At 63.1% G+C, this 19,191-nt stretch carries 20 protein-coding genes; 9 read left to right on the top strand and 11 right to left on the bottom strand.

All coding sequences use genetic code 11. The features are described 5' to 3' along the window. The first annotated feature begins 13 nt into the window (after positions 1–13). On the top strand, positions 14–1,216 hold the full coding sequence (locus LY284_RS32110; RefSeq protein WP_233390379.1) for an acyl-CoA dehydrogenase family protein: 1,203 nt from the start codon (positions 14–16) through the stop codon (positions 1,214–1,216). Between the two features lie 60 nt (positions 1,217–1,276). Then, the gene (locus LY284_RS32105; protein WP_233390378.1) at positions 1,277–1,933 is read left to right on the top strand and encodes a peroxiredoxin; all 657 of its coding nucleotides are present in this window, start codon (positions 1,277–1,279) and stop codon (positions 1,931–1,933) included. A gap of 112 nt (positions 1,934–2,045) precedes the next feature. On the opposite strand, the gene LY284_RS32100 is transcribed toward LY284_RS32105, so the two are convergent. The 9 genes from LY284_RS32100 to LY284_RS32065 form a co-directional block, all read right to left on the bottom strand. Further along, on the bottom strand, positions 2,046–2,927 hold the full coding sequence (locus LY284_RS32100) for a class I SAM-dependent methyltransferase (protein ID WP_233390376.1): 882 nt from the start codon (positions 2,925–2,927) through the stop codon (positions 2,046–2,048). 147 nt (positions 2,928–3,074) lie between these two features. Next, positions 3,075–4,028, bottom strand: coding sequence for an aliphatic sulfonate ABC transporter substrate-binding protein (locus LY284_RS32095; protein WP_233390374.1), 954 nt, complete (start codon positions 4,026–4,028; stop codon positions 3,075–3,077). Beyond that, positions 4,028–5,356 carry an LLM class flavin-dependent oxidoreductase gene (locus LY284_RS32090; protein WP_233390372.1) on the bottom strand — a complete coding sequence of 443 codons (1,329 nt, stop codon included), beginning with the start codon at positions 5,354–5,356 and terminating at the stop codon, positions 4,028–4,030. The genes LY284_RS32095 and LY284_RS32090 overlap by 1 nt, the downstream gene beginning before the upstream one ends. A gap of 190 nt (positions 5,357–5,546) precedes the next feature. Then, the gene (locus tag LY284_RS39140; RefSeq protein WP_309243227.1) at positions 5,547–6,314 is read right to left on the bottom strand and encodes a hypothetical protein; all 768 of its coding nucleotides are present in this window, start codon (positions 6,312–6,314) and stop codon (positions 5,547–5,549) included. 110 nt (positions 6,315–6,424) lie between these two features. After that, positions 6,425–6,985 (bottom strand): FAD/NAD(P)-binding protein, encoded by a 561-nt coding sequence (locus tag LY284_RS39135; RefSeq protein WP_309243226.1) that lies wholly within the window; start codon positions 6,983–6,985, stop codon positions 6,425–6,427. A gap of 36 nt (positions 6,986–7,021) precedes the next feature. Beyond that, complete coding sequence (locus LY284_RS32080; RefSeq protein WP_077160855.1) at positions 7,022–7,486, bottom strand: RidA family protein; 465 nt, start codon at positions 7,484–7,486, stop codon at positions 7,022–7,024. Positions 7,487–7,625: 139 nt separating this feature from the next. Further along, positions 7,626–7,949, bottom strand: a complete 324-nt coding sequence (locus tag LY284_RS32075) for a ferredoxin family protein (RefSeq protein ID WP_077160856.1) — start codon at positions 7,947–7,949, stop codon at positions 7,626–7,628. Next, positions 7,946–9,562 carry an FAD-dependent oxidoreductase gene (locus LY284_RS32070; RefSeq protein WP_233390369.1) on the bottom strand — a complete coding sequence of 539 codons (1,617 nt, stop codon included), beginning with the start codon at positions 9,560–9,562 and terminating at the stop codon, positions 7,946–7,948. Before LY284_RS32070 ends, LY284_RS32075 begins: the two co-directional genes overlap by 4 nt. Beyond that, positions 9,559–9,759, bottom strand: a complete 201-nt coding sequence (locus LY284_RS32065; protein WP_233390367.1) for a hypothetical protein — start codon at positions 9,757–9,759, stop codon at positions 9,559–9,561. The genes LY284_RS32070 and LY284_RS32065 overlap by 4 nt, the downstream gene beginning before the upstream one ends. 290 nt (positions 9,760–10,049) lie before the next feature. Here LY284_RS32065 and LY284_RS32060 point away from each other — a divergent pair, with 290 nt between their 5' ends. Together LY284_RS32060 and LY284_RS32055 are read left to right on the top strand one after the other, a co-directional pair. Beyond that, positions 10,050–11,243: a porin gene (locus LY284_RS32060; RefSeq protein WP_233390365.1), complete on the top strand. Its 1,194-nt coding sequence runs from the start codon at positions 10,050–10,052 to the stop codon at positions 11,241–11,243. A gap of 222 nt (positions 11,244–11,465) precedes the next feature. Next, a complete protein-coding gene (locus LY284_RS32055; RefSeq protein WP_077160860.1) occupies positions 11,466–11,669 on the top strand; it encodes a cold-shock protein in 204 nt (67 codons plus the stop codon). Positions 11,670–11,775: 106 nt separating this feature from the next. Here LY284_RS32055 and LY284_RS32050 read toward each other — a convergent pair whose 3' ends face one another. After that, positions 11,776–12,690, bottom strand: a complete 915-nt coding sequence (locus LY284_RS32050) for a LysR family transcriptional regulator (protein ID WP_233390363.1) — start codon at positions 12,688–12,690, stop codon at positions 11,776–11,778. Positions 12,691–12,808: 118 nt separating this feature from the next. Here LY284_RS32050 and LY284_RS32045 point away from each other — a divergent pair, with 118 nt between their 5' ends. From LY284_RS32045 to LY284_RS32025, 5 genes are all read left to right on the top strand, one after another. After that, positions 12,809–13,552, top strand: coding sequence for an SDR family NAD(P)-dependent oxidoreductase (locus tag LY284_RS32045; RefSeq protein WP_233390361.1), 744 nt, complete (start codon positions 12,809–12,811; stop codon positions 13,550–13,552). Between the two features lie 18 nt (positions 13,553–13,570). After that, a complete protein-coding gene (locus LY284_RS32040) occupies positions 13,571–14,380 on the top strand; it encodes a sugar phosphate isomerase/epimerase (protein ID WP_233390359.1) in 810 nt (269 codons plus the stop codon). A 28-nt stretch (positions 14,381–14,408) separates the two neighbouring features. Continuing rightward, positions 14,409–15,758: an MFS transporter gene (locus tag LY284_RS32035; RefSeq protein ID WP_077160863.1), complete on the top strand. Its 1,350-nt coding sequence runs from the start codon at positions 14,409–14,411 to the stop codon at positions 15,756–15,758. 249 nt (positions 15,759–16,007) lie between these two features. Further along, entirely contained in the window at positions 16,008–17,480 is a 1,473-nt protein-coding gene (locus LY284_RS32030) for an MDR family MFS transporter (protein ID WP_233391090.1), read from the top strand. A gap of 52 nt (positions 17,481–17,532) precedes the next feature. Next, positions 17,533–18,105, top strand: coding sequence for a carboxymuconolactone decarboxylase family protein (locus LY284_RS32025; RefSeq protein ID WP_233390356.1), 573 nt, complete (start codon positions 17,533–17,535; stop codon positions 18,103–18,105). Between the two features lie 23 nt (positions 18,106–18,128). Here the strand turns inward: LY284_RS32025 and LY284_RS32020 are convergent, their stop codons facing one another. Next, a complete protein-coding gene (locus LY284_RS32020) occupies positions 18,129–19,094 on the bottom strand; it encodes a LysR family transcriptional regulator (RefSeq protein ID WP_233390354.1) in 966 nt (321 codons plus the stop codon). Positions 19,095–19,191 lie beyond the last annotated feature (97 nt).

The raw sequence follows: 19,191 nt of genomic DNA, 5'->3' as shown, positions 1-19,191 counted from the left end.
ACTCAACTCCATCATGAGCACTCAGACCAGCAAACTATCCGACGCCCTCGCCGCCTTGCCCGCACTCGCCGAAGAGATCGGCGTCGATGCCGCACAGCGCGAAATCCGCCGCGAACTGCCCTTCGCGGCCTTCGATGCGTTCCGTCGCTCGGGACTCGGAGCACTGCGCATTCCGGTCGAACGCGGCGGCCTCGGCGGCACGCTCGAAAACGCGCTTCACGTCGTGACGACGCTCGCCGCAGCCGAGTCCAACGTCGCGCATGCGCTGCGCGTGCATTTCGACGTGGTCGAATCCTTGCGCCTCGCACCGCGCACGGCGTTTCACGACCGGCAAGTGAGCCGCATCGTCGAGGGCGCGCTGTTCGGCGGCGCATCGGGAGAACAGGGCACGGCGCGCGCGGGCGAGATCGAAACCGTGCTGCGCCGCGAAGGCGATCACTTTCGTGTGACGGGCAAGAAGTACTACACGACCGGCACCGCGTATGCGGATTTCGTCCGCACGAATCTCGTCGATGAACAGGGCAAAGGCGTCACCGCGATCATTCCGGTGCGGGCCGAAGGCGTCAACGTGCTCGACGACTGGGACGGCATGGGCCAGCGCATGACGGCGAGCGGCAGCACGATGTTCAATGACGTCCGCGTCGATGCCAGCGAGGTCGTCGAGAAAAGCTATGGCTCGCTGATCGGCCGGCATGGCGGTGCATATCGGCAATTGCATCTGGTGGCGGTGGCGGCGGGCATCGTGCGCAACATCGTCGCTGACGCGCGCGCGTATGTCACCGGGCACGGGCGCCCCGTCATGCACTCCACCGCGCCGAGCGCGCGCGAAGACGTGTTCATCCAGCAAGTCGTGGGCGAACTGACGGCGCTGAGCCATACCATCGATGTACTGGTGCGCGAGAATGCGCGCACGCTCGGCGTGTCATCGGATGCGATCCTGCGCAACGATCCCGGCGCCGATGAGCTGGTGCTCCAGGGCGCGCTCGCGACGGCGCGCACGCAGATCGTCGTCGGCAAGCTCGCGTTGCAGGCGGGCGAGCGGCTCTTCGATGCGGGCGGCGCATCGGCGACGTCGCGCAAGCACAACTTCGACCGCCACTGGCGCAACCTGCGCACGATCTTCAGCCACAATCCGCTGCATCACAAGGCGAAGGTCGTCGGCGATTACGTGCTCAATGACGTGAAGACGCATTTGATCGAAGGCCGCACGTTCTGAGCGATGCGGCGGGCAGATTCCCTTAGAGACTTTCCTTATGCAGTAACGTGGAGAAAAGACATGTCAATTCGCATTGGCGATGAAGCCCCCGATTTCACGGCGGAGACGACCGAAGGTCCAATCCGCTTTCACGAGTGGATCGGCGACAACTGGGCAATACTGTTCTCGCATCCCAAGGACTTTACGCCCGTCTGCACCACGGAACTCGGGTATCTGGCCAAGCTGAAGCCCGAGTTCGACAAGCGCGGCGCCAAAGTCATCGGCTTGTCCATCGATCCCGTCACGAATCATTCGCAATGGGCCAGGGACATCGAGGAGACTCAAGGCACGGCGGTCAATTATCCGTTGATCGGCGATGCCGACCTCATCGTTGCGAAGCGCTATGACATGATTCATCCGAACGCGAGCGGCGGTAGTCCGCGCACGGCCAACGACAACGCGACCATCCGCGCGGTCTTTCTGATCGGTCCGGACAAGCGCGTGAAGGCCACCCTCACGTATCCGATGAGTGCGGGCCGAAACTTCGACGAAGTGCTGCGCCTGCTGGATGCGTTGCAACTGAACGCGAAGCATACGGTCGCGACGCCGGTGAACTGGAAGCCGGGTGAAGACGTCATCATTCCGACTTCAATATCGGATGAAGATGCGAAGCAGAAGTACCCGGAGGGATTCCGAACGCTCAAGCCTTATTTGCGCACGGTCGCACAGCCGAAGTAAGTCGTTCGTCCCGGCGAGCCAACGCGCTGACCGTGCCCCGGGTCAGCGCGTTTGCCCCATGATGTGGATTGCATACAGGCGCAACGCGTCCATCGATGTATCAAACCATTCGCTATGGCTTGATGAACCTGAGCGTCATCCGATCCGATTCGCCGATCGCCGCATAGCGCGACCGGTCGATGTCCCCACCCTGATAGGTGGGCGGCAACGACCAAACGCCGTGCGGATGGTCTTTCGTATCCTTCGCGTTCGAATTGATCTCGCTGCGCGCAACCAGCACGAAACCAGCCGCCTGGGCGTGCTCGATCACGAACGCTTCCGTCACGTAGCCCGAATCGATCATCTGCTGCACAGTGGTTCCCGCCCGCGCGCGATGCTCCTCGACGCCAAGCACACCGCCATGCTTCAGCGCGTCGAAGAACGCGCGCAGGTTCGCATCGAGTTGCCCGTCCTTGATCCAGTTGTGGATGTTTCGAAACGTCAACACGCGATCGAAGCGCTCGTGCGCGTCGAAGCCGATAAACCGGCCCGCGTGCAGTGTGCCGACCACGACGTTTCCATACACCGCCGGTGCGCTCGCGAGTTTGCGCCGATAGGCCGTATCCGTTGCATTGTCCTCGGCGGCGAGATCGGCGGACGTGCTGAGATACTGCGCTTCGTAAAGCTGACCCGCATCGTGCAGATAGGGCGCGAGAATGTCCGTGTACCATCCGCCACCCGGCGCGATCTCCAGCACCGCCTGTGTCGGGGCGATCTCGAAGAACTCGAGCGTTTCCTTCGGATGTCGATAGACATCGCGTGCACGCGCCCTATCGCTTCGTTGGGGTCCGCTGATAGCGGCATCCAGCGGCGCGGCGCCGGCAATTTTCGATTGCGAATCACGCGATGAATTCTGCGCATCCGGTGAGGAGGACGCGCATCCGGTCAGCGTGACAATGAACAAGGTGGCGGCGATCGTGATGATGCGCGCGCGAACAAGCTGAATATGGGTCATAAAGTCGAGGCAGGTATGCGATACGACACGATACGCGTTTCTTGCACAATCTGCTCCATGCCATTGTGCAGGAGTGGATTATTCGCGCGTCATCATGTCAGTTCGGCTTCGCTTGTTCCGTCGTGATCTTGCGTGAGATCGCGTCGCTCACCTGATCTGCAGCACCGCCTGCCGCACATCGATGCGGCGCGGAATCACCCTCGTATCGAAAGCCAGGTTCGCCGAGTCCTGCTGCGCGCGGATCACGTCGTCGGGGATCGGATAGCTCGCGCCCCACTCCAGACGCGAGATTGCCCGGTTCCACACTTCGAGCGGCACGCCCGTGTTGGTCGACAGAAATCGCGCCGTGTCTTGGGGATGCGCGAGACTGTCGTTCGTTTGGCGCGCAAGCTCATCGAACAGCAAACGCAGCGCGGCCGGATACTTCTGCGCAAAGTCGCGTGTCGAGATATAGAAGCCGTATTGCGGCACCGACAGATTCCCGATAGTGAGAATGGTCCGCGCGCCGGTGCTCAGTTCCGTGTCCGCGTAACGTGGATCGGGCACCGCCCACGCATCGATGAATCCGCGCTCGAAGGCCGAGCGCGCATCGCCGTAGGACAGGTACGTGAACTGCGCGGAGGCTGGATCCATGTGGGCGTCCTGCATCGCTTTCAGCACGAACAAGTGACCTTGCGAGCCCTTGGCGAAGGCGATCTTCTTGCCCTTGAGATCGCGCAGGTCCTTCACGGGCGAATCTTTCGGCACGACGATCGCATAGCTCCTGACGAGTCTCGGCGCATACGCCACGTACACGACCGATGGCGCCGCGCCCGCCTGCGCCATGATCGGCGGCGTCGAGCCGACCGTGCCTACGTCCACGTCGCCCGCGTTGATGGCTTCGACGAGCGGCGCGCCGTACACGAATTCATGCCACGACACCTTGACGTGATGCGAGGCGAACGCCTGCTCCAGCTTGCCGGATGCACGCAGCGCGACGAGTCCGTCACCTTTCTGGATACCGATGCGAATCTGAGCGGGGAAGCCCTCGTCCGCTCGCGCGGCGCATGCGACGGCGAAGCACCCGACGGCGACGATGTATTTCAGGAATCGGATTGGCATCAAGACTCGAAATGAGGATTGGCAGGACGGGCGAGACCGTAGTGACCGCGCAGCGTGGCGGCTTCATATTCGCGTCGGAACAGGCCGCGCTTCTGCAATATCGGCACGACGTATTCGGTGAAAAGTTCGAACTGCGCGGGCAACACGGGCGGCATGACGTTGAAGCCATCGGCGGCGCGGCTTTCGGTCCAGTCTGCGATCACGTCCGCGACATGTTCGGGCGTCCCGGACAGCGTGAGATGCCCACGCGCCGCCGCGAGCTTCCTCAACAGGTCGCGCAAGGTCGGACGTTCGCGCGCCACGAGTTGCGTGATGACCGCCGCGCGGCTTTGCGCGGCCTGCACGGTGGACGCGTCGGGGAAGTCATCCACGGACAACGGCTGATCGAGCGGCAACGTCGAGAAATCGTAGCCGCCGAAGCGGTTCGACAGGCGGCCGAGTCCCACGCTGACATCGGTGATCGAGTCGAGTTCGTCGAGCAGAGCGCTGGCTTCGGCTTCAGTCGAACCGATCGCCGCGCTGATGCCCGGCAGAATCACGATCTCCTCTTGCGAACGCCCCGCCGAACTCGCTGCCGCCTTGAGTTCGGCGTAGAAATCGATCGCGGATTCCTTCGTCAGATGTGCGGTGAACACCGCTTCCGCATATCGCGCCGCGAAAGCCTTGCCCGTCGGCGACGATCCCGCCTGCACCAGCACCGGATGCCCCTGCGGCGGTCGCGGCAGATTCAGCGGCCCCGCCACGCGATGAAACTTTCCCTGATAGCCGATGCGACGCACACGCGCCGGATCGAGAAAGCGGCCGCTCGCTGGGTCATCGACGACGGCGTCATCGGCCCAGCTGTCCCAGAGCTGCGTAACGACTTCGAGAAACTCATGCGCGCGCGCGTAGCGTTCGGCATGCTCGATCTGCTGCTCGTAACCGAAGTTCGGCCCCGCGCCGCCCACCCACGAGGTCACGATATTCCAGCCGATGCGGCCCCGCGAAATGTGATCGAGCGAGGCGAACTGACGCGCCAGATTGAACGGCTCCGTGTAGGTCGTCGATGCCGTCGCGATCAGTCCGATGCGCGAGGTCGCCTGTGAGAGCGCCGCGAGCGTGGTGATCGGCTCCAGCGCGCCGGACGCGACGAATCGTGCGCCTTCGCCGAGCGCGAGCGCATCGGCGAAGAACACGGCATCGAACAGGCTTTGTTCGGCCTTGACTGCGAGATCGCGAAAATAGTCGATATCGGTCAGCGCCTGGCGCGTCGCACCGGGATGACGCCAGCCGGCTTCATGATGGCCGCGTCCGTGAACGAAGAGATTCAGATGGATGGATCGGGCCATGTGCCTATCGTTGTGAATGCCGGTTTAGTCATGCATTGGGAATGACGAAGCGCTTGGCACATCAAGTTGCGTCATGGCAGGCGCTCGCGTGGTCGAGACTGCATCAGCGTAGCGATGACTCATGCGGCTGCAAACCAATTGCATCTGATATCGAAATCTGCGGCGTGCATGACGACGCGCACCGCCCTGCTCAGACTGCCTTGCGATAGACGCGCTGCGCGTAAGCCGCTTCGTCGAAGTCCGCCGGAACGTCGCCGCCCATGCGGGCTTCGTGCGCCTCGAGATCCTCCAGGAACAGGTCCTGGCTGATGCGCCGCACGACGGCCGGAATGTCGCGTTTCATGCACGGCACGTCGCCGACGGGCACGCCGCGGCTCACGAATCCCGCCGGATTGAAGACGTGGATATTCTTCAGGAAAGGCGCCGCGCCGCGCCGCTTCTCGACATACTCGAGTGCATCGCCAAGGTATGGATGCGCGCCGAGTGCGTCGTCGCGTTCGTCGGATACGGGCGTATAGCGGTCGCGCCAGAGCAGCACATGATCGGCGATGCTCGCAAGCTCCGGCCGCGCATGCAGATCCACGGCGTAGCCGGTGCCCGCGATCACGAAATCGAAATCGAACCTGCCGTCTTCCGCGCGCGCACGAACGCGTCCGCCATCGACCACGGCTTCGTGCCAGGGCGCGCCCAGATGCAGATGAAAATTCGCATGGCGCGCCACGCGCTCGATGGCATCGGCGGGCGCGGTCGAGCCTTCGCGACGGAAACGCAGCGCCTGCCGCCAGCGCACGGCATCGGGCAGCGACGGAAAGTTGTCGTACGCGCCGGGATAGGCCCGCGCGCGGCTCACCGGCACCGCGGGCAGTTTCGCGCGCCGCACGAACAGATGCACGTCGCGCGCGCCGGCTTCCAGCGCGGTCGCGGCTGCATCGAATGCCGACGCCGCGCCGCCGATCACCGCGACGGACTTCCCGGCGAGCGAGGCAAATCGATCGCATCGGACGTATGCGCCAGATGCGTGGCCGGCAGCGACGCCAGCGGGGGCACGATGTTCGGCCGTCCATTGCCTCACACGCCGTTGCCGAGGATGATCTTGCGCGCCGTCTCCACGCGAAGCTCGACGCCGCGCGCCGTGCGCACCGTCAGATGCAGCCGGAAATGCGCGCCCTCCGGCTCGATGAGCGTGAGCGTCGTGCCATAGCGAACGGGAATGCCGAGAAACGCGCGATACCACGCGAGATAGTCGGCCCATTGCGCGCGCCCTATCCGCTCGATATCCGCATACGATGCCTCGCCGTGACGCGCCTCGTGCCACGCCTGAAAGCTCAGCCCAGGCAGGCCCGCTTCCGGTCCGGGCAAGATCTTCGGCGTGCGCAGACGATTCATCCGCGCGTAGTTGGCCCACGAACCGGCGCGCGCTTCGTCGTGCGCGGCGTCGATCACGCTGACCCGGCCGACGCCTGCGCGCCGCAAAGCGAACGCGAAGGCCGCGCCGGTCTGACCGCCGCCGACGATCAATACGTTATGGTCGATGCCCGGCCGTTGCACGACCCAGTCTTCCGGATCGGGACCGATGAGACGCAGCGTGTCCAGCGCGTGCTGGTCGTGTGAGTGTTTCGATTGGCTCATGTGATTGTCGACAGCCTCCGCTGCACGTTGAGACGATCAGTCGCTCACGCCGACGACAGCGCGCAGAATCACCGGTTGCCCGCCGCGCAGCGACACGGCGCCGAATACCGAGCGTGCATGCACGCCAGCATCGCCCAGCACGTCGACCAGCACATCCGATGCGCCGTCGAGCACCTTCGCGTGGTCTTCGAAAGCCGCATCGGCGTTGACGAAGCCCTGCACGTCGAGCACCTGCTTCACGCGGTCGAGCGAGCCGAGTTCGTCGCGCAGCACGAGCAGCAGTTCGAGCGCCGCCTCGCGTGCGAACGCGACGCCGTCTTCGAGCGTGAGCGTGTCACCCAGCCTGCCTCTGGATGGCTTGCCGTCGATATGGCCGCCCGCCGATTTGCCCGACACGAAAACGAGATCGCCCCAGCGCGTGGCATTGCGATAGTTCGCCTTCGGGTTGCTCGAAGTCCGGTTCGGGTCAATCAGCCGGTTCAGTCTTTCGTCAGCGCTCATGGTGCTCCTGTCGGAATGAATGCGTTGAATCACGCGGGTCAGCCGCTCATGTTATGCAGCGTCGGCCGACGCGCTAACCAACGAAGCTTCATATCGATATGATCGGGCGACGCGCGGCGCCGGGCGTTTGACGCACTTCTCAGTGCGCGCGGCTCAGTAGCTCGTAGCTCGCATCGTCCGCCGCGCCGGATCGCTGGCCACGACGCCAGCCGATGGCTCGCCGATAACTGCCCGTGAGCGTCGCGGCCGCATCGATGCTCACGCCGGATGTCGTTTGAGGCGCGACATACAGCGCATCCTCCGGGCAGTACAGTTCGCACATGAAGCAGGTCTGGCAATCGTCCTGACGCGCGATGACCGGAGCGCCGTCCGGCGAGGCCGACGCATCGAACACATTGGTCGGGCACACGCGCACGCAGATATCGCAGCCGGTGCAGCGTTCCGTATCGACGATTTCGATCATGCGGCCATGTCCTCCTGCGCTTCATGGCGCACCGCGTGGCGCGCGACCCAGACCTCGTCGAGACCGCCGCTCAGGAGGCGATGCCGCTGCGCCGCGTCGGCGGCCGCGTACTCTTGCCGCCGCGCCATGCCGCGCGTCTCCGTCCGGGCGAGCGCGCTGCGATACATCCAGCGCGACACCGCGAGCATGGCAACCGCCTCGCGGGCACGCACCGCCCGGTTGCGATCCGATACCGCCGCGCCTCGCACGCGATGCCACAGCGCATCGAGCCGCCCGAGCGAGTCTTCGAGCAGGTCGGCGCGACGTGTCCAGTTGCGCTGCGTCGGGAACACTTCTTCCTGAACCGCGCGGATGAGCGCGGCAGGATCGATGGGCGCGTTCGCGCCGCCATCGCGCAAGGTCGCATGGCCTGCGCGAATCAGCGTTCGCGGTGCACGCGAGCCGCGCACCGCGCGGGCGTGATCCGCCGCGCCCGCGCCCGCCCAGAAGCCGGAAGACATCGCCCATGCGGCGTTGTGGCTGCCGCCGCCGGTGAAGCCGCCGCAAATCAGCTCGCGCGTGGCGGCGTCGCCGGCGGCGTAAAGACCGGGCACGGAGCTCGCGCAGGTCGCATCGGTCACGTGCAGGCCGCCCGTGCCGCGCACGGTGCCTTCGAGCCGCAGCGTGACCGGGAAATGCTGCGTGAAGGGATCGATGTTCAGCCGGTCGAACGGCACGAAGAAGTTCGGTTGCGAGCGGCGCATCCACGCGCGAATGTCGGGATCCGTGCGATCGAGGCACGCGAACACGGGCTGCGATTCCAGCGCCTTCGCGATGACCCCGCGCCCGTGCGACGAGCCCGCGCCCGGAATCGCGCAGCCGGTTGCATCGTAGAAGGTGGCCCAGTTATAGAACAGCGATTTCGTCACGGATGAAAACGCCGGACTCAGACCATAAGCGTTCGAAAACTCCATGCCGGAGAGTTCAGCGCCCGCCTCGGCAGCCATCAGGTGACCATCGCCCGTCAGCACATTGCAGCCGAGCGCGTTGCTCAGGAACGCACAGCCGCCCGTCGCGATGACGACGCTGCCCGCCCGTGCGCTCCACGTCTCGTCCGCCTGCCGATGAATGCCCGCCGCGCCCGCCACCGCGCCGCCCTCATCGACGAGCAGTTCCAGCGCGGGACTGTGATCGAGTATGCGCACGCCCGCCTCCTTCACGCGCTTGCGCATGAGCCGCATATATTCGGGACCCTGCAAAGAGGTGCGGCGCGCATTGCCCCCGTCGTCGATGGGAAACGGATAGCCCCACTCCGCGAGGCGCTCGCAGTTGAGATAGGTTTGCTCCATCACGCGATCCATCCACGCGTGTTCGGCGAGCGCGCCGCCGAGCGCGTAGCGGCTCGCCCGGGCGCGTTCGCGGGCTTCCCTGTCGCGCGGCACGTACCAGACGCCCGTGCCCGACGGCGCCGTCGCGCCAGACGTGCCGCAGAAGCCCTTGTCCGCGAGCACCACGCGCGCCCCCTTCGCGGCAGCGCTGATCGCGGCCCAGGCGCCCGCCGGGCCGCCACCGATGACGAGCACGTCGGCGTCGTAGTGGCGTTGAGCATCGGTCACGCTTGCGCGCTGTGTCATGCCTCCTCCTTCCATGCGGCGAGCCGCTCTTCGGCGACGAGCACCGTCTGATTGAAAACCAGCCCGGGCAAAGCCAGCGGGATGACGTCCTCGTAGATCTTCGAAATCTCGAACGTGATCACACCATCCGGCGGCGGTGCTTCGCAACGAACGAAATGGAGCAAGCGTATGAGCGTATCGTCGATGACCCTTTTCACGCGGGCGCTCGAATGCTTCACGCAACGGGTTATTTACGCATTGCCCGGGCATGTTCTATGTTTTGAGGTTGCGCCTCTTGCGGACGCACGCCAGCGTTATGCACGAGCCACAGTCGATACCCCGCCATTCCTTTGCTAGCGAGACCCTTTCGATTGCTTCGCTCATGCACTTCGCAATGCAAATGAACCATTCTAAACATTACAAACAAGAAATCGTTCGTTCGACTTCGGTAAGCACGACCGTAATATCCGCCTTCCCTCGAACTCATGGTTAATACCTAAGGAAGCGAATGAAACGAGTCGCACTCGCCGGCGCCGCTGGCTTGCTAGTCACCCTTCCCGGCATTGTTCAGGCACAGAGTTCCGTGACCTTGTACGGACTCATCGATGCCGGCATCGCCTATACGAACAATCAGCGCGGCGCGTCCAACGTTCAGGCGACGAGCGGCAAGCTCAACGGCAGCCGCTGGGGATTGAAGGGTGTCGAAGATCTCGGCGGCGGCTACAAGGCGCTGTTCACGCTCGAAAGCGGCTATCGGGTCAACGACGGCACGCTCGCTCAGGGCGGACGCGAATTCGGTCGGCAAGCGTATGTCGGCGTGGCAAAGACAGGCATCGGCACGCTGACGCTCGGGCGTCAGTACGATCCGAACACGGATCTCGTTGCGCTGTTCGCGGGGCCCGGCTTCTGGTCGCCCGCCACACATGTCGGCGATAACGACAATCTGAATCAGACCTTCCGTATCAACAATGCCGTCAAGTTCAAGAGCGATACCATCGCGGGCGTCACGGTCGATGCGCTCTATGGGTTCAGCAATCAAGCCAGCAACGGCGCGGGCGCGGGCTTCGGCAACAACCGCGCGTGGGGCGTATCGGCGAGCTACGCCAACGGGCCGTTGCAACTCGGCGCGGGCTATCTGCTGCTCGATCATCCGAATGCCACGTCGAACACGAGCGGTGCGATCGGCGGCGCATCGACCACATCCGGCGATGACTACAGCGGCGCATTCTTCTATGGCGTCAACGGCGGCGTCGCGCGGCAGCAGGTTGCGGTTGCGGGCGGCAACTATGCCTTCGGAACGGTCGCGACGATCGGCTTTGCATGGAGCCACACGCAACTCGACTACAACGATGGTTCGTCGCGCAAGTTCAACAACTACGATGTGAACGGCCGTTACAACATTACGCCCGCGACGACGCTGATCGGCGTGTACACCTTCACCGATGGCCGCGCCAACAGTCTGCCCGGCACCGGCGGCTCGACGCTCAAGCCGCGCTGGCATCAGTTCACGCTGGGCGTCGACTATGTGTTGTCGAAGCGTACCGACGTCTATCTCTCCGGTGTCTATCAACTCGCGGCGGGCGATGCCTCGACGCTCGTCGGCACGGGTTATCAGAAGATCGCCGCTATTGCCGATGCGGGCGCGGCGTCATCGACGAACCGTCAGGTGGCGGCGTTCGGAGGCGTGCGCGTGCGCTTCTGATGCCTGGTCCCTCACGGTATCGATCGACGATCATAAGCTCGGCACGGATGGGCTGATAACGATCGAATCATCCATTCGTTTGCACGACAAACCGGCGGACGTATCGTTTGCCCGTGCCGCGAAGCCAGCAGCACGCGGTACTCGCGGACCCGACAGCAACGGAGCATCTCTGGTGCGCAACGCCTATGTCGCGGTCCGCTTCAAATCATCGAGGATAGAGTCATGGCAACGGGCAAGGTCAAGTGGTTCAACGACGCGAAAGGATACGGATTCATCACCCCGGACGACGGCACCGATGATCTGTTCGCGCACTTCTCGGAAGTGCGGAGCGAAGGATTCAAAACGCTGCGCGAAAATCAGAAAGTGAATTACGAGGTCAAGCTGGGGCCGAAAGGGCGGCAGGCCTCGCAAATCGATCCTCTTTGAGACGAAGCCGGGTTGATCTCGACGGCCCACGCCCGGCAGTTCGGCTTGCATTGCTCGTCAAGCCTTCGCCCGTGCTATTACCGTGTTGCCGCCCCGGAGAACGACCTCACTCAGGAACGAAAGCCTCCGGAATCGCTCGTTCCAGCAGAGTCGCCCGCTTGTAGACGGCCTGCATGAAAACGCTCGCATTACGCGATGGCGGTGCAAAACGCGAATAGACGAAGTGCGCTGTCAAGTCGATAGCTTCACGCAGCGGGCGAATGACCAGCGCACTTCCCGTCGTAGCGAAATTATCGACGATCGTCACGCCAAGGCCGCCTTCCACGAGGGCGAGCGCCTGGTCCGCACGCATCACGTCGATCGTCGATTTGAGCTCAACACCGGCTTGCTGACAGGCTTGCGCGATCACCGTTCCGAAAGGAATGTCGCGCTTGAACAGCACGACGGGCTCATCCGCCAGATCCGCGAGCGAGACTTCCTGTTGAGCCTCCAGCCTGTGCCCCTTCGGCATCGCGCAGACCATGCTCCCGTACATGAACGGCACGTTTTCCAAGTGCTCATGCAGGACCGGCATGGCGGCGATGGCGACCTCCGCTTCCTTGCTCAGCAACTCCATCGGCATGTCGGCCATTAGCGTGGTCTGCCAGCTTACGGTCAGCGCAGGGAGCTTTCTCTTGAGTTCGACGAGCGCCGGCGCGACCACGCTCATCGCCAGCGACGCGCTGCACGACACCCGGAGCAGACTCGACGGTCCGAGGGCAAGCGCGTGAGCGAACTCGTCCACGCGCACTGCCGCCTGATAGACCTGCTCGACTTCCCTGAAAAGCGCATGCGCTTCCGCCGTCGGCACCAGACGGCCCTTCGAGCGCTCGAACAGGCGCAAGCCGAGCGTCGTCTCGACATGGGACACGAGCTTGCTCACGGCGGGCTGTGAGACGAAAAGCAGCTTCGACGCCGCGTTGACCGACCCGGTCAGCATGACCGCGCGAAAAACCTCCATGTGGCGAAGTTTGAACCGCATTGCAGCCGTCCCGATTCACCAAAAGTTATACGTTAGCGGACTTTCGGCATACGACAAAGCGGGCGTTAGTCCCTAGTATCGGGTCAAACGAATTCACCCTCTCACGGAGACAGAAAAGATGAACCAACTGGACTTGCAGGATCGCCTATGCGTCGTCACCGGAGGCTCCGGCGCGATCGGCTATGCGATCGCGGAACGATTCGTCGCTTCCGGCGCGAGAGTCGTGCTTTGGGATATCGACGGCGCGGCCGCTCATGCGGCGGCCGAGAACGTTCGTGCTGTTTCGTCGGCTCAGGTCAACGTGACGGACGCCGCCAGCGTTGCCGCCGCGGCACAGTCTGCCGCCGAACGCTTCGGCTCCATCGACGTTCTGATCAACGCGGCGGGCATCAACGGCCCGATCGGCCCCGTCGAAACGTATGCGATAGACGCCTGGCGCCAAGTCATCGACATCAACCTCACGGGCGTGTTCATCTGCTGCCGCGAAGTGCTGCCGTACCTGCGCCGTGCGCGGCATGGACGGATCGTCAACCTGTCGTCGGTCGGCGGCAAGGAAGGCAATCCCAATCAGGGCGCCTACGGCGCGTCGAAAGCCGGGGTGATCGCCCTGACCAAATCGCTGAGCAAGGAGCTTGCGGACACGGACATTCGCGTCAATTGCGTCACACCCGCCGCCATCGAATCGGACATGCTGCGCAACATGACCGCCGATGCGCGCAGTTTCGTGCTCGCGAAGATTCCGCTCGGCCGCGCGGGCCGTCCCGACGAAGTCGCGTCGATGGTCGCCTGGCTCGCAACGGAGGAGTGCTCGTTCACGACGGGCGCCACGTTCGATCTGACGGGCGGCCGTGCCACGTACTGACCGCCGGGACACGATCCAATGAACAGGCTTTCCCTCGCTCATCTCACCGTGCTCGATGTCGGGCCGCCACATCTGATTCCGCTCGCCGCGCAAGCCGGATTTCGCGCCGTCGGCATCCGCTTATGTTCTCCCATGCCCGGTGGAATTGCGTATCCGCTGCGCGCGGGCTCGCCCGAGTTGCGCGCCACCCAGCGTCTCATGGAAGCGCACGATGTCAAGGTGTCCGACATCGAAGTGGTTCGCATCGCCGCTAATACGCGCGTCGACGACTATGCCCCTGCGTTCGAGGCGGGCGCGGAACTCGGTGCACGGCGCGTCGGCATCAATATCGACGATCCGGAGCGCGCGCGCGCGATCGACTGTCTGGGCTCGCTATGCGATCTCGCCCGGCCGTTCGGACTCGCGCTCGACATCGAATTCATGATCTGGCGCCCGGTCGCCCGGCTCGAAGACGCGGTCGATATCGTCAAGGCGGTTGGCAAGGACAACGCTTTCGTGCTGATCGATGCGCTACATCTGATCCGCTCGGGCGGCACCGTCGAAGCAGTCGCGGCGCTCGACCCCGCGCTGATCGGCAGCGTCCAGCTTTGCGATGCGCCGATCGAATCGCCGCCGCCTTCAGCGATCATCGACGAGGCACGCGGAAATCGGCTCTTGCCGGGCGAAGGCAATCTGCCCTTGCTGGCCTTGCTCGCTGCATTGCCCAAGGACGTGCCGCTATCGGTGGAAGTGCCGCTCGCCCGCGAAACGCACTCGGCCAAGCGGGCGGCCCTCCTTCGACAAGCCACCGACCGGCTGCTTCGGGACAGTGCCCGGCCGCTGATCTGAACTTGCAAACAACTATACGGAGACAAACATGACGACGAACACAATACAAGACAGCGCCGCACTCGCGGATGCACCGGCCGACAGCAGGCGGCAGGCCAGGAAAGCCGCCATCGCCGGATGGATCGGCAGTGCGCTCGAGTACTACGACTTCTTCATTTACGGTACGGTGGCCGCCCTCGTCTTTCCGCGCATCTTCTTTCCGCCGGGCGACATGGCTGCCGCAACTCTTGCATCGATGGCAACCTTCGGTGTCGCCTATGCGGCCCGTCCCCTCGGCTCGTTCCTGATGGGGCATTACGGCGATCGTCTGGGCCGAAAAGTCGTGATGGTCGGCACCTTGCTTTTGATGGGCGTATCCACGTTTCTTGTCGGCTGCCTCCCGAGCTATCAGAGCGCCGGGCTTCTCGCCCCCGCGCTGCTCGTTGTGTTGCGTATTCTGCAAGGCATATCGGCGGCTGGCGAACAGGCCGGTGCGAATTCGATGTCGTTCGAACACGCACCCGCGCACCGACGCGGCTATTACACGAGCTGGACGTTGAGCGGAACGCAAGGCGGTCAGGTGCTTGCGCCCGCAGTCGTACTGCCGCTTGCCGCCTTGCTGTCGGAAGATCAATTGCTCTCGTGGGGGTGGCGGGTACCGTTCTGGTTGAGCGCTGCGGTCGTCGTCGTCGGCTTCATCGTACGTTCGCGACTCGAAGAAACACCGGCTTTCCAGAGCGAGGCGTCGCACGGCGAAGTTCCGCCGGCACCGCTCAAGACGCTCCTGACGACGTACCGAAAGGAACTGCTGCAAGTGTTCTTCGCGGCCCTGATCGCATCCATCGGGACGACGTTTGCGGTGTTCGCGTTGTCGTTCTCGCGCACGATGGAGCACCATGTCAGCACGTCGACCATGCTGTGGACGGCGATCATCGGCAATCTGATCGCCGTTTTCACGATCCCGGTCTATGCGACGATTTCCGATCGCATCGGGCGACGTCCGGTGTTCATCGCGGGCAACGTCTTGTGCGCGATCGGCGCCGCCGTATTTCTGTGGTCAGTCACGACGGGCAGCGATGCGTTGGTGCTCGTTACGGGCGTCTTTCTCGGTGGCGTCGTGTACAGCATCACGAATGCCGTCTGGCCGGCGACGTACGCCGAGCGCTTTCCCACGCAAGTGCGACTCTCGGGAATGGCAATCGGGACTCAGTTCGGTTTCGCGATCGCCGGATTTGCTCCGCTGATCGAGACGGCGCTGATCGGCAAGTTCGGCACCGCGCCCTGGGTGATGCCGGCAGTCTTCGCAGCGCTTGTGTGTCTGCTGTCCGCCGCGTCGATCTACTCGATGAGAGAAACCTACAACGTGCCGCTTGAGCGGCTTGGGAAGCACTTGGATTGAGTACGACGACAACGCACTCAATACTTCTCAGCCGGAAGATACGCGTTTGAGACGCCTGAGCCTATTTTCGAGCCTTCTAAACAGTGAAAAACAGGTAGCACGGCCCTACAGTTGAGCATGGGCCATCCGGAGATTCCCGCTTATTTGGGATAGACGGTTTGCCAAGTCTATCGACATGGTCGACGCGAAAACCATGTCCCGAACCGTCGCCATTTAAGCGGGAACATCATGAGCACCATGTTAGGCAACCTGTCTTCCAGATCGAAGACATCCAGGCCCCTTGTCATCGCAGCCGTGATGGCCTCGCTGGCGATGGTCGCCATCGAAGCAACGATCGTCTCGACCGCCATGCCGCAGATCGTGACGAAACTCGGCGGACTGCATTTATATAGCTGGGTTTTCTCGTCGTTCTTGCTGACGCAGACCGCCATGACGGTGGTCTTCGGCAAGCTCGCCGATATCTTTGGTCGCAAGCGCATCATGCTGACCGGCATCGCCATTTTTCTGGTCGGATCGGTGCTGGCAGGCTTCGCCTGGTCGATGCCCGCGATGATCGTCTTCAGACTCATTCAAGGCATCGGCGCCGGTTCAATACAACCGGTCACGCTGACCATCGTCGGCGATCTCTATCCGGCAAAAGAGCGTGGCAAGGTCCAGGGTTATCTGGCCAGCGTGTGGGCAACGGCGGCGGTCCTCGGGCCGATGATCGGCGGCTTTATCGTGCGCGACTTTTCGTGGGCGTGGATTTTCTGGATCAACATCCCGATCGGATTGATTTCGGCCGCAGGATTTGTCCTGTTCCTGCATGAAGACGAAAGAGATGCCCGGCCGTCGATCGATATCGGCGGTGCGGTTCTCTTCACGGTCGCCATCGCCGCGCTCATGATCGGCTTGACGAGCCTGAGTACAGCGGACTATACGCACGCGATGCTCAGCGGCGGCGTGTTCATTGCAAGCGCAGCGCTCTTTGTCTGGCAGGAACGGCGAAGCCCGGACCCGATGATCTCCTTTAGCCTGTGGGGACATAGGCCCATTGCGATGACCAACCTCGCGACGGCTTTCTCCGGCATGGCCTTGATGGGGCTGACAACGTTCCTGCCGATGTATGTTCAGGGTGTGCTGCATCGCACGCCGGTGGTCGCGGGCTTTGCGCTAACCATGGTCATGGTGGGGTGGCCGCTGGGCGCCACGCTTTCCGCCCGCTCCTTTCACCGGTTCGTTCTGCGCAAGCTGCTGATCGGTGGAAGCGCGGTGATCCCGGTTGGCGCGATGGTCTTCGTCTCGTTGACCCCGCATAGCGCACCGCTTCTGGCCGGTATCGGATCGCTGGTCATGGGCTTCGGAATGGGTGCGCTCAGCGTCACTTCACTCGTCTTCATCCAGGAGCAGGTCGACAAGTCGCAGCGCGGCAGCGCTACCGCATCGAACCTGTTCTCGCGCAATCTTGGAAGCACACTGGGCGCGACCGTCTTCGGCGCGGTGCTCAACTACGGACTCGCTCATTCGAAGACGCTTGGCGTGGTCACGTCCGATCAACTGCGCAAGGTGATCGAGTCAGCACCGGCCAGCGTGGATAGCTTTGCCGCCATTCGTCTGGCGTTGCACCAATCGGTTCATCTGACGTTCGTTGGACTCTTTATCGTCGCGTTGGCAATCGTCGTTTTCGCGGTTCTCGTGCCTACCGTTGCTGCGGCCAGAAACCGTGAAGCGCCTCAGCGTTGAGAATGGGCTCGTTGTTTTATATCTCTTAACCCGAAACATCAAAGGAGTTGGCATGACCCGTCTTACTACCGCCACGCTTGAAACCGCGACTGGCGCAACCGCGGACGTATTCGCGAAGGTCAAAAAAAGCGTTGGTAAAGTTCCCAATGCATTTGCGACGATCGGCACCCACAGTCCTGACGGACTTCAGGCCATATTCGCGATCGACGCAGCGGTCACCCGAAGCGAACTGTCAAACGCGGATATCGAAACGCTCAAGCTGGTCGTCAGCGAGATTTCGGGCTGCGATTACTGTGTAGCGGCTCACGCGCTGAAAGGCAAATTCTCGGGCCTGTCGCAGGACGTCATGACCCTGATCCTCGCAGGAAAGCCTACGGGCGACGCCAGGCGAGATGCGTTGATACGTTTTGTCCGGGTTCTTGTCGAAACACGGGGCACGCTTCCCGCTGCGGAACTCGATGCGTTTCGCGCGGCTGGCTACAGCGAACATCAGGTGATCGGCGTGTCTCTGGCGATCGCTTCCATCACCTTTGGAAACCTGGTGAACCGGATCAACGATACCGTGATCGATTTCCCGCTGCCGGCTCAACTGGTGTCTGGGAACAACGAAAGCACCCGCGTGTGACAGGTCTACCGAGTTCGCACTGTTTACGCAGAAGGAGAAGGCATCTGTTTCGTCCGCGCGGTCTTCCTTCCGCGCGGACGCGTCGCCGAGTCCGCGAACAGGTCGATCACCATCCCGCGTAACCATCGATTGCCTTCGTCCTGCTGGACGCGCGCGTGCCAGAACAAATGAATCGGCGCGGCGGGCAACGTCGCGGGCAAGGCGCGCAGGCTCAGTGAAAACGGCGCCGCCAGCTGCAATGCCAGCCGTTCCGGCACCGTGGCGATCAGATCGGTGCGTTGCAGGATATAGCCGACGCTCATGAAGTGCGGCACCGTCAGGCGCACGCGGCGCTGCACGCCCCGTTGTTTCAGCCAATCTTCCACCTGACCGTGCCCGGTGCCCGCCGACACCACCACCAGATGCTCGGCTTCGCGCCACGCGGCGAGCGTGAGCGGCGCATCGTCGAGCGCATGGCCGCGCCTGAAAAGACACACATAGCCCTGATCGAACAGGCGGCGCTGATAGAACCCGCCCTTCAACTGCGGCAGCAGGCCGATGGCGAGATCGACCCTGCCCTCGGCCATTTCGTTGCTCAGATTGACGCTCGTGTCGCGCACGGTATTAAGCGCGATGCCAGGCGCCTCGCGCGAGAGCCGTTCGACGAGCGCGGGCAGAAAGACGACCTCGCCGATATCCGTCATGCCGATCGTGATCGTGCGCGTGACGCGCAGCGGATCGAAACCCGTCGCAGGATTAAGCGCCTCGTGCAGGATCGCGAGCGCCTGATCGACCGGCTCCGATAAACGCAATGCGAACGGCGTGGGCACGACGCCGCCGGGGCCGCGCACGAACAGCGGATCGTGGAGCCGCCGGCGCAGTTTCGCGAGCGCGTTGCTGACGCCCGGCTGACTCATGTTCATCTGCTCGGCCACCTTCGAGACGTGCCGTTCCTGCATCAGGCGCTGAAAAAGCAGCAGCAGATTGAGATCGACCTCATCGAGATTCATGGCGCGCGTCCGGGCTTATTGATTTCAGTGATGACGCTGATTCGCGCCATTTTATTGTGAAATACGCGCCCCGTACCGAGAATTCAGACACCGACTC

It is taken from the genome of Caballeronia sp. PC1 (assembly GCF_021353155.1).
In the GTDB taxonomy this organism is placed as follows: Bacteria; Pseudomonadota; Gammaproteobacteria; order Burkholderiales; family Burkholderiaceae; genus Caballeronia; species Caballeronia cordobensis.
Note: the sequence above shows the minus strand (reverse complement) of the source record. Positions and strands in the feature narration are given on the sequence as shown.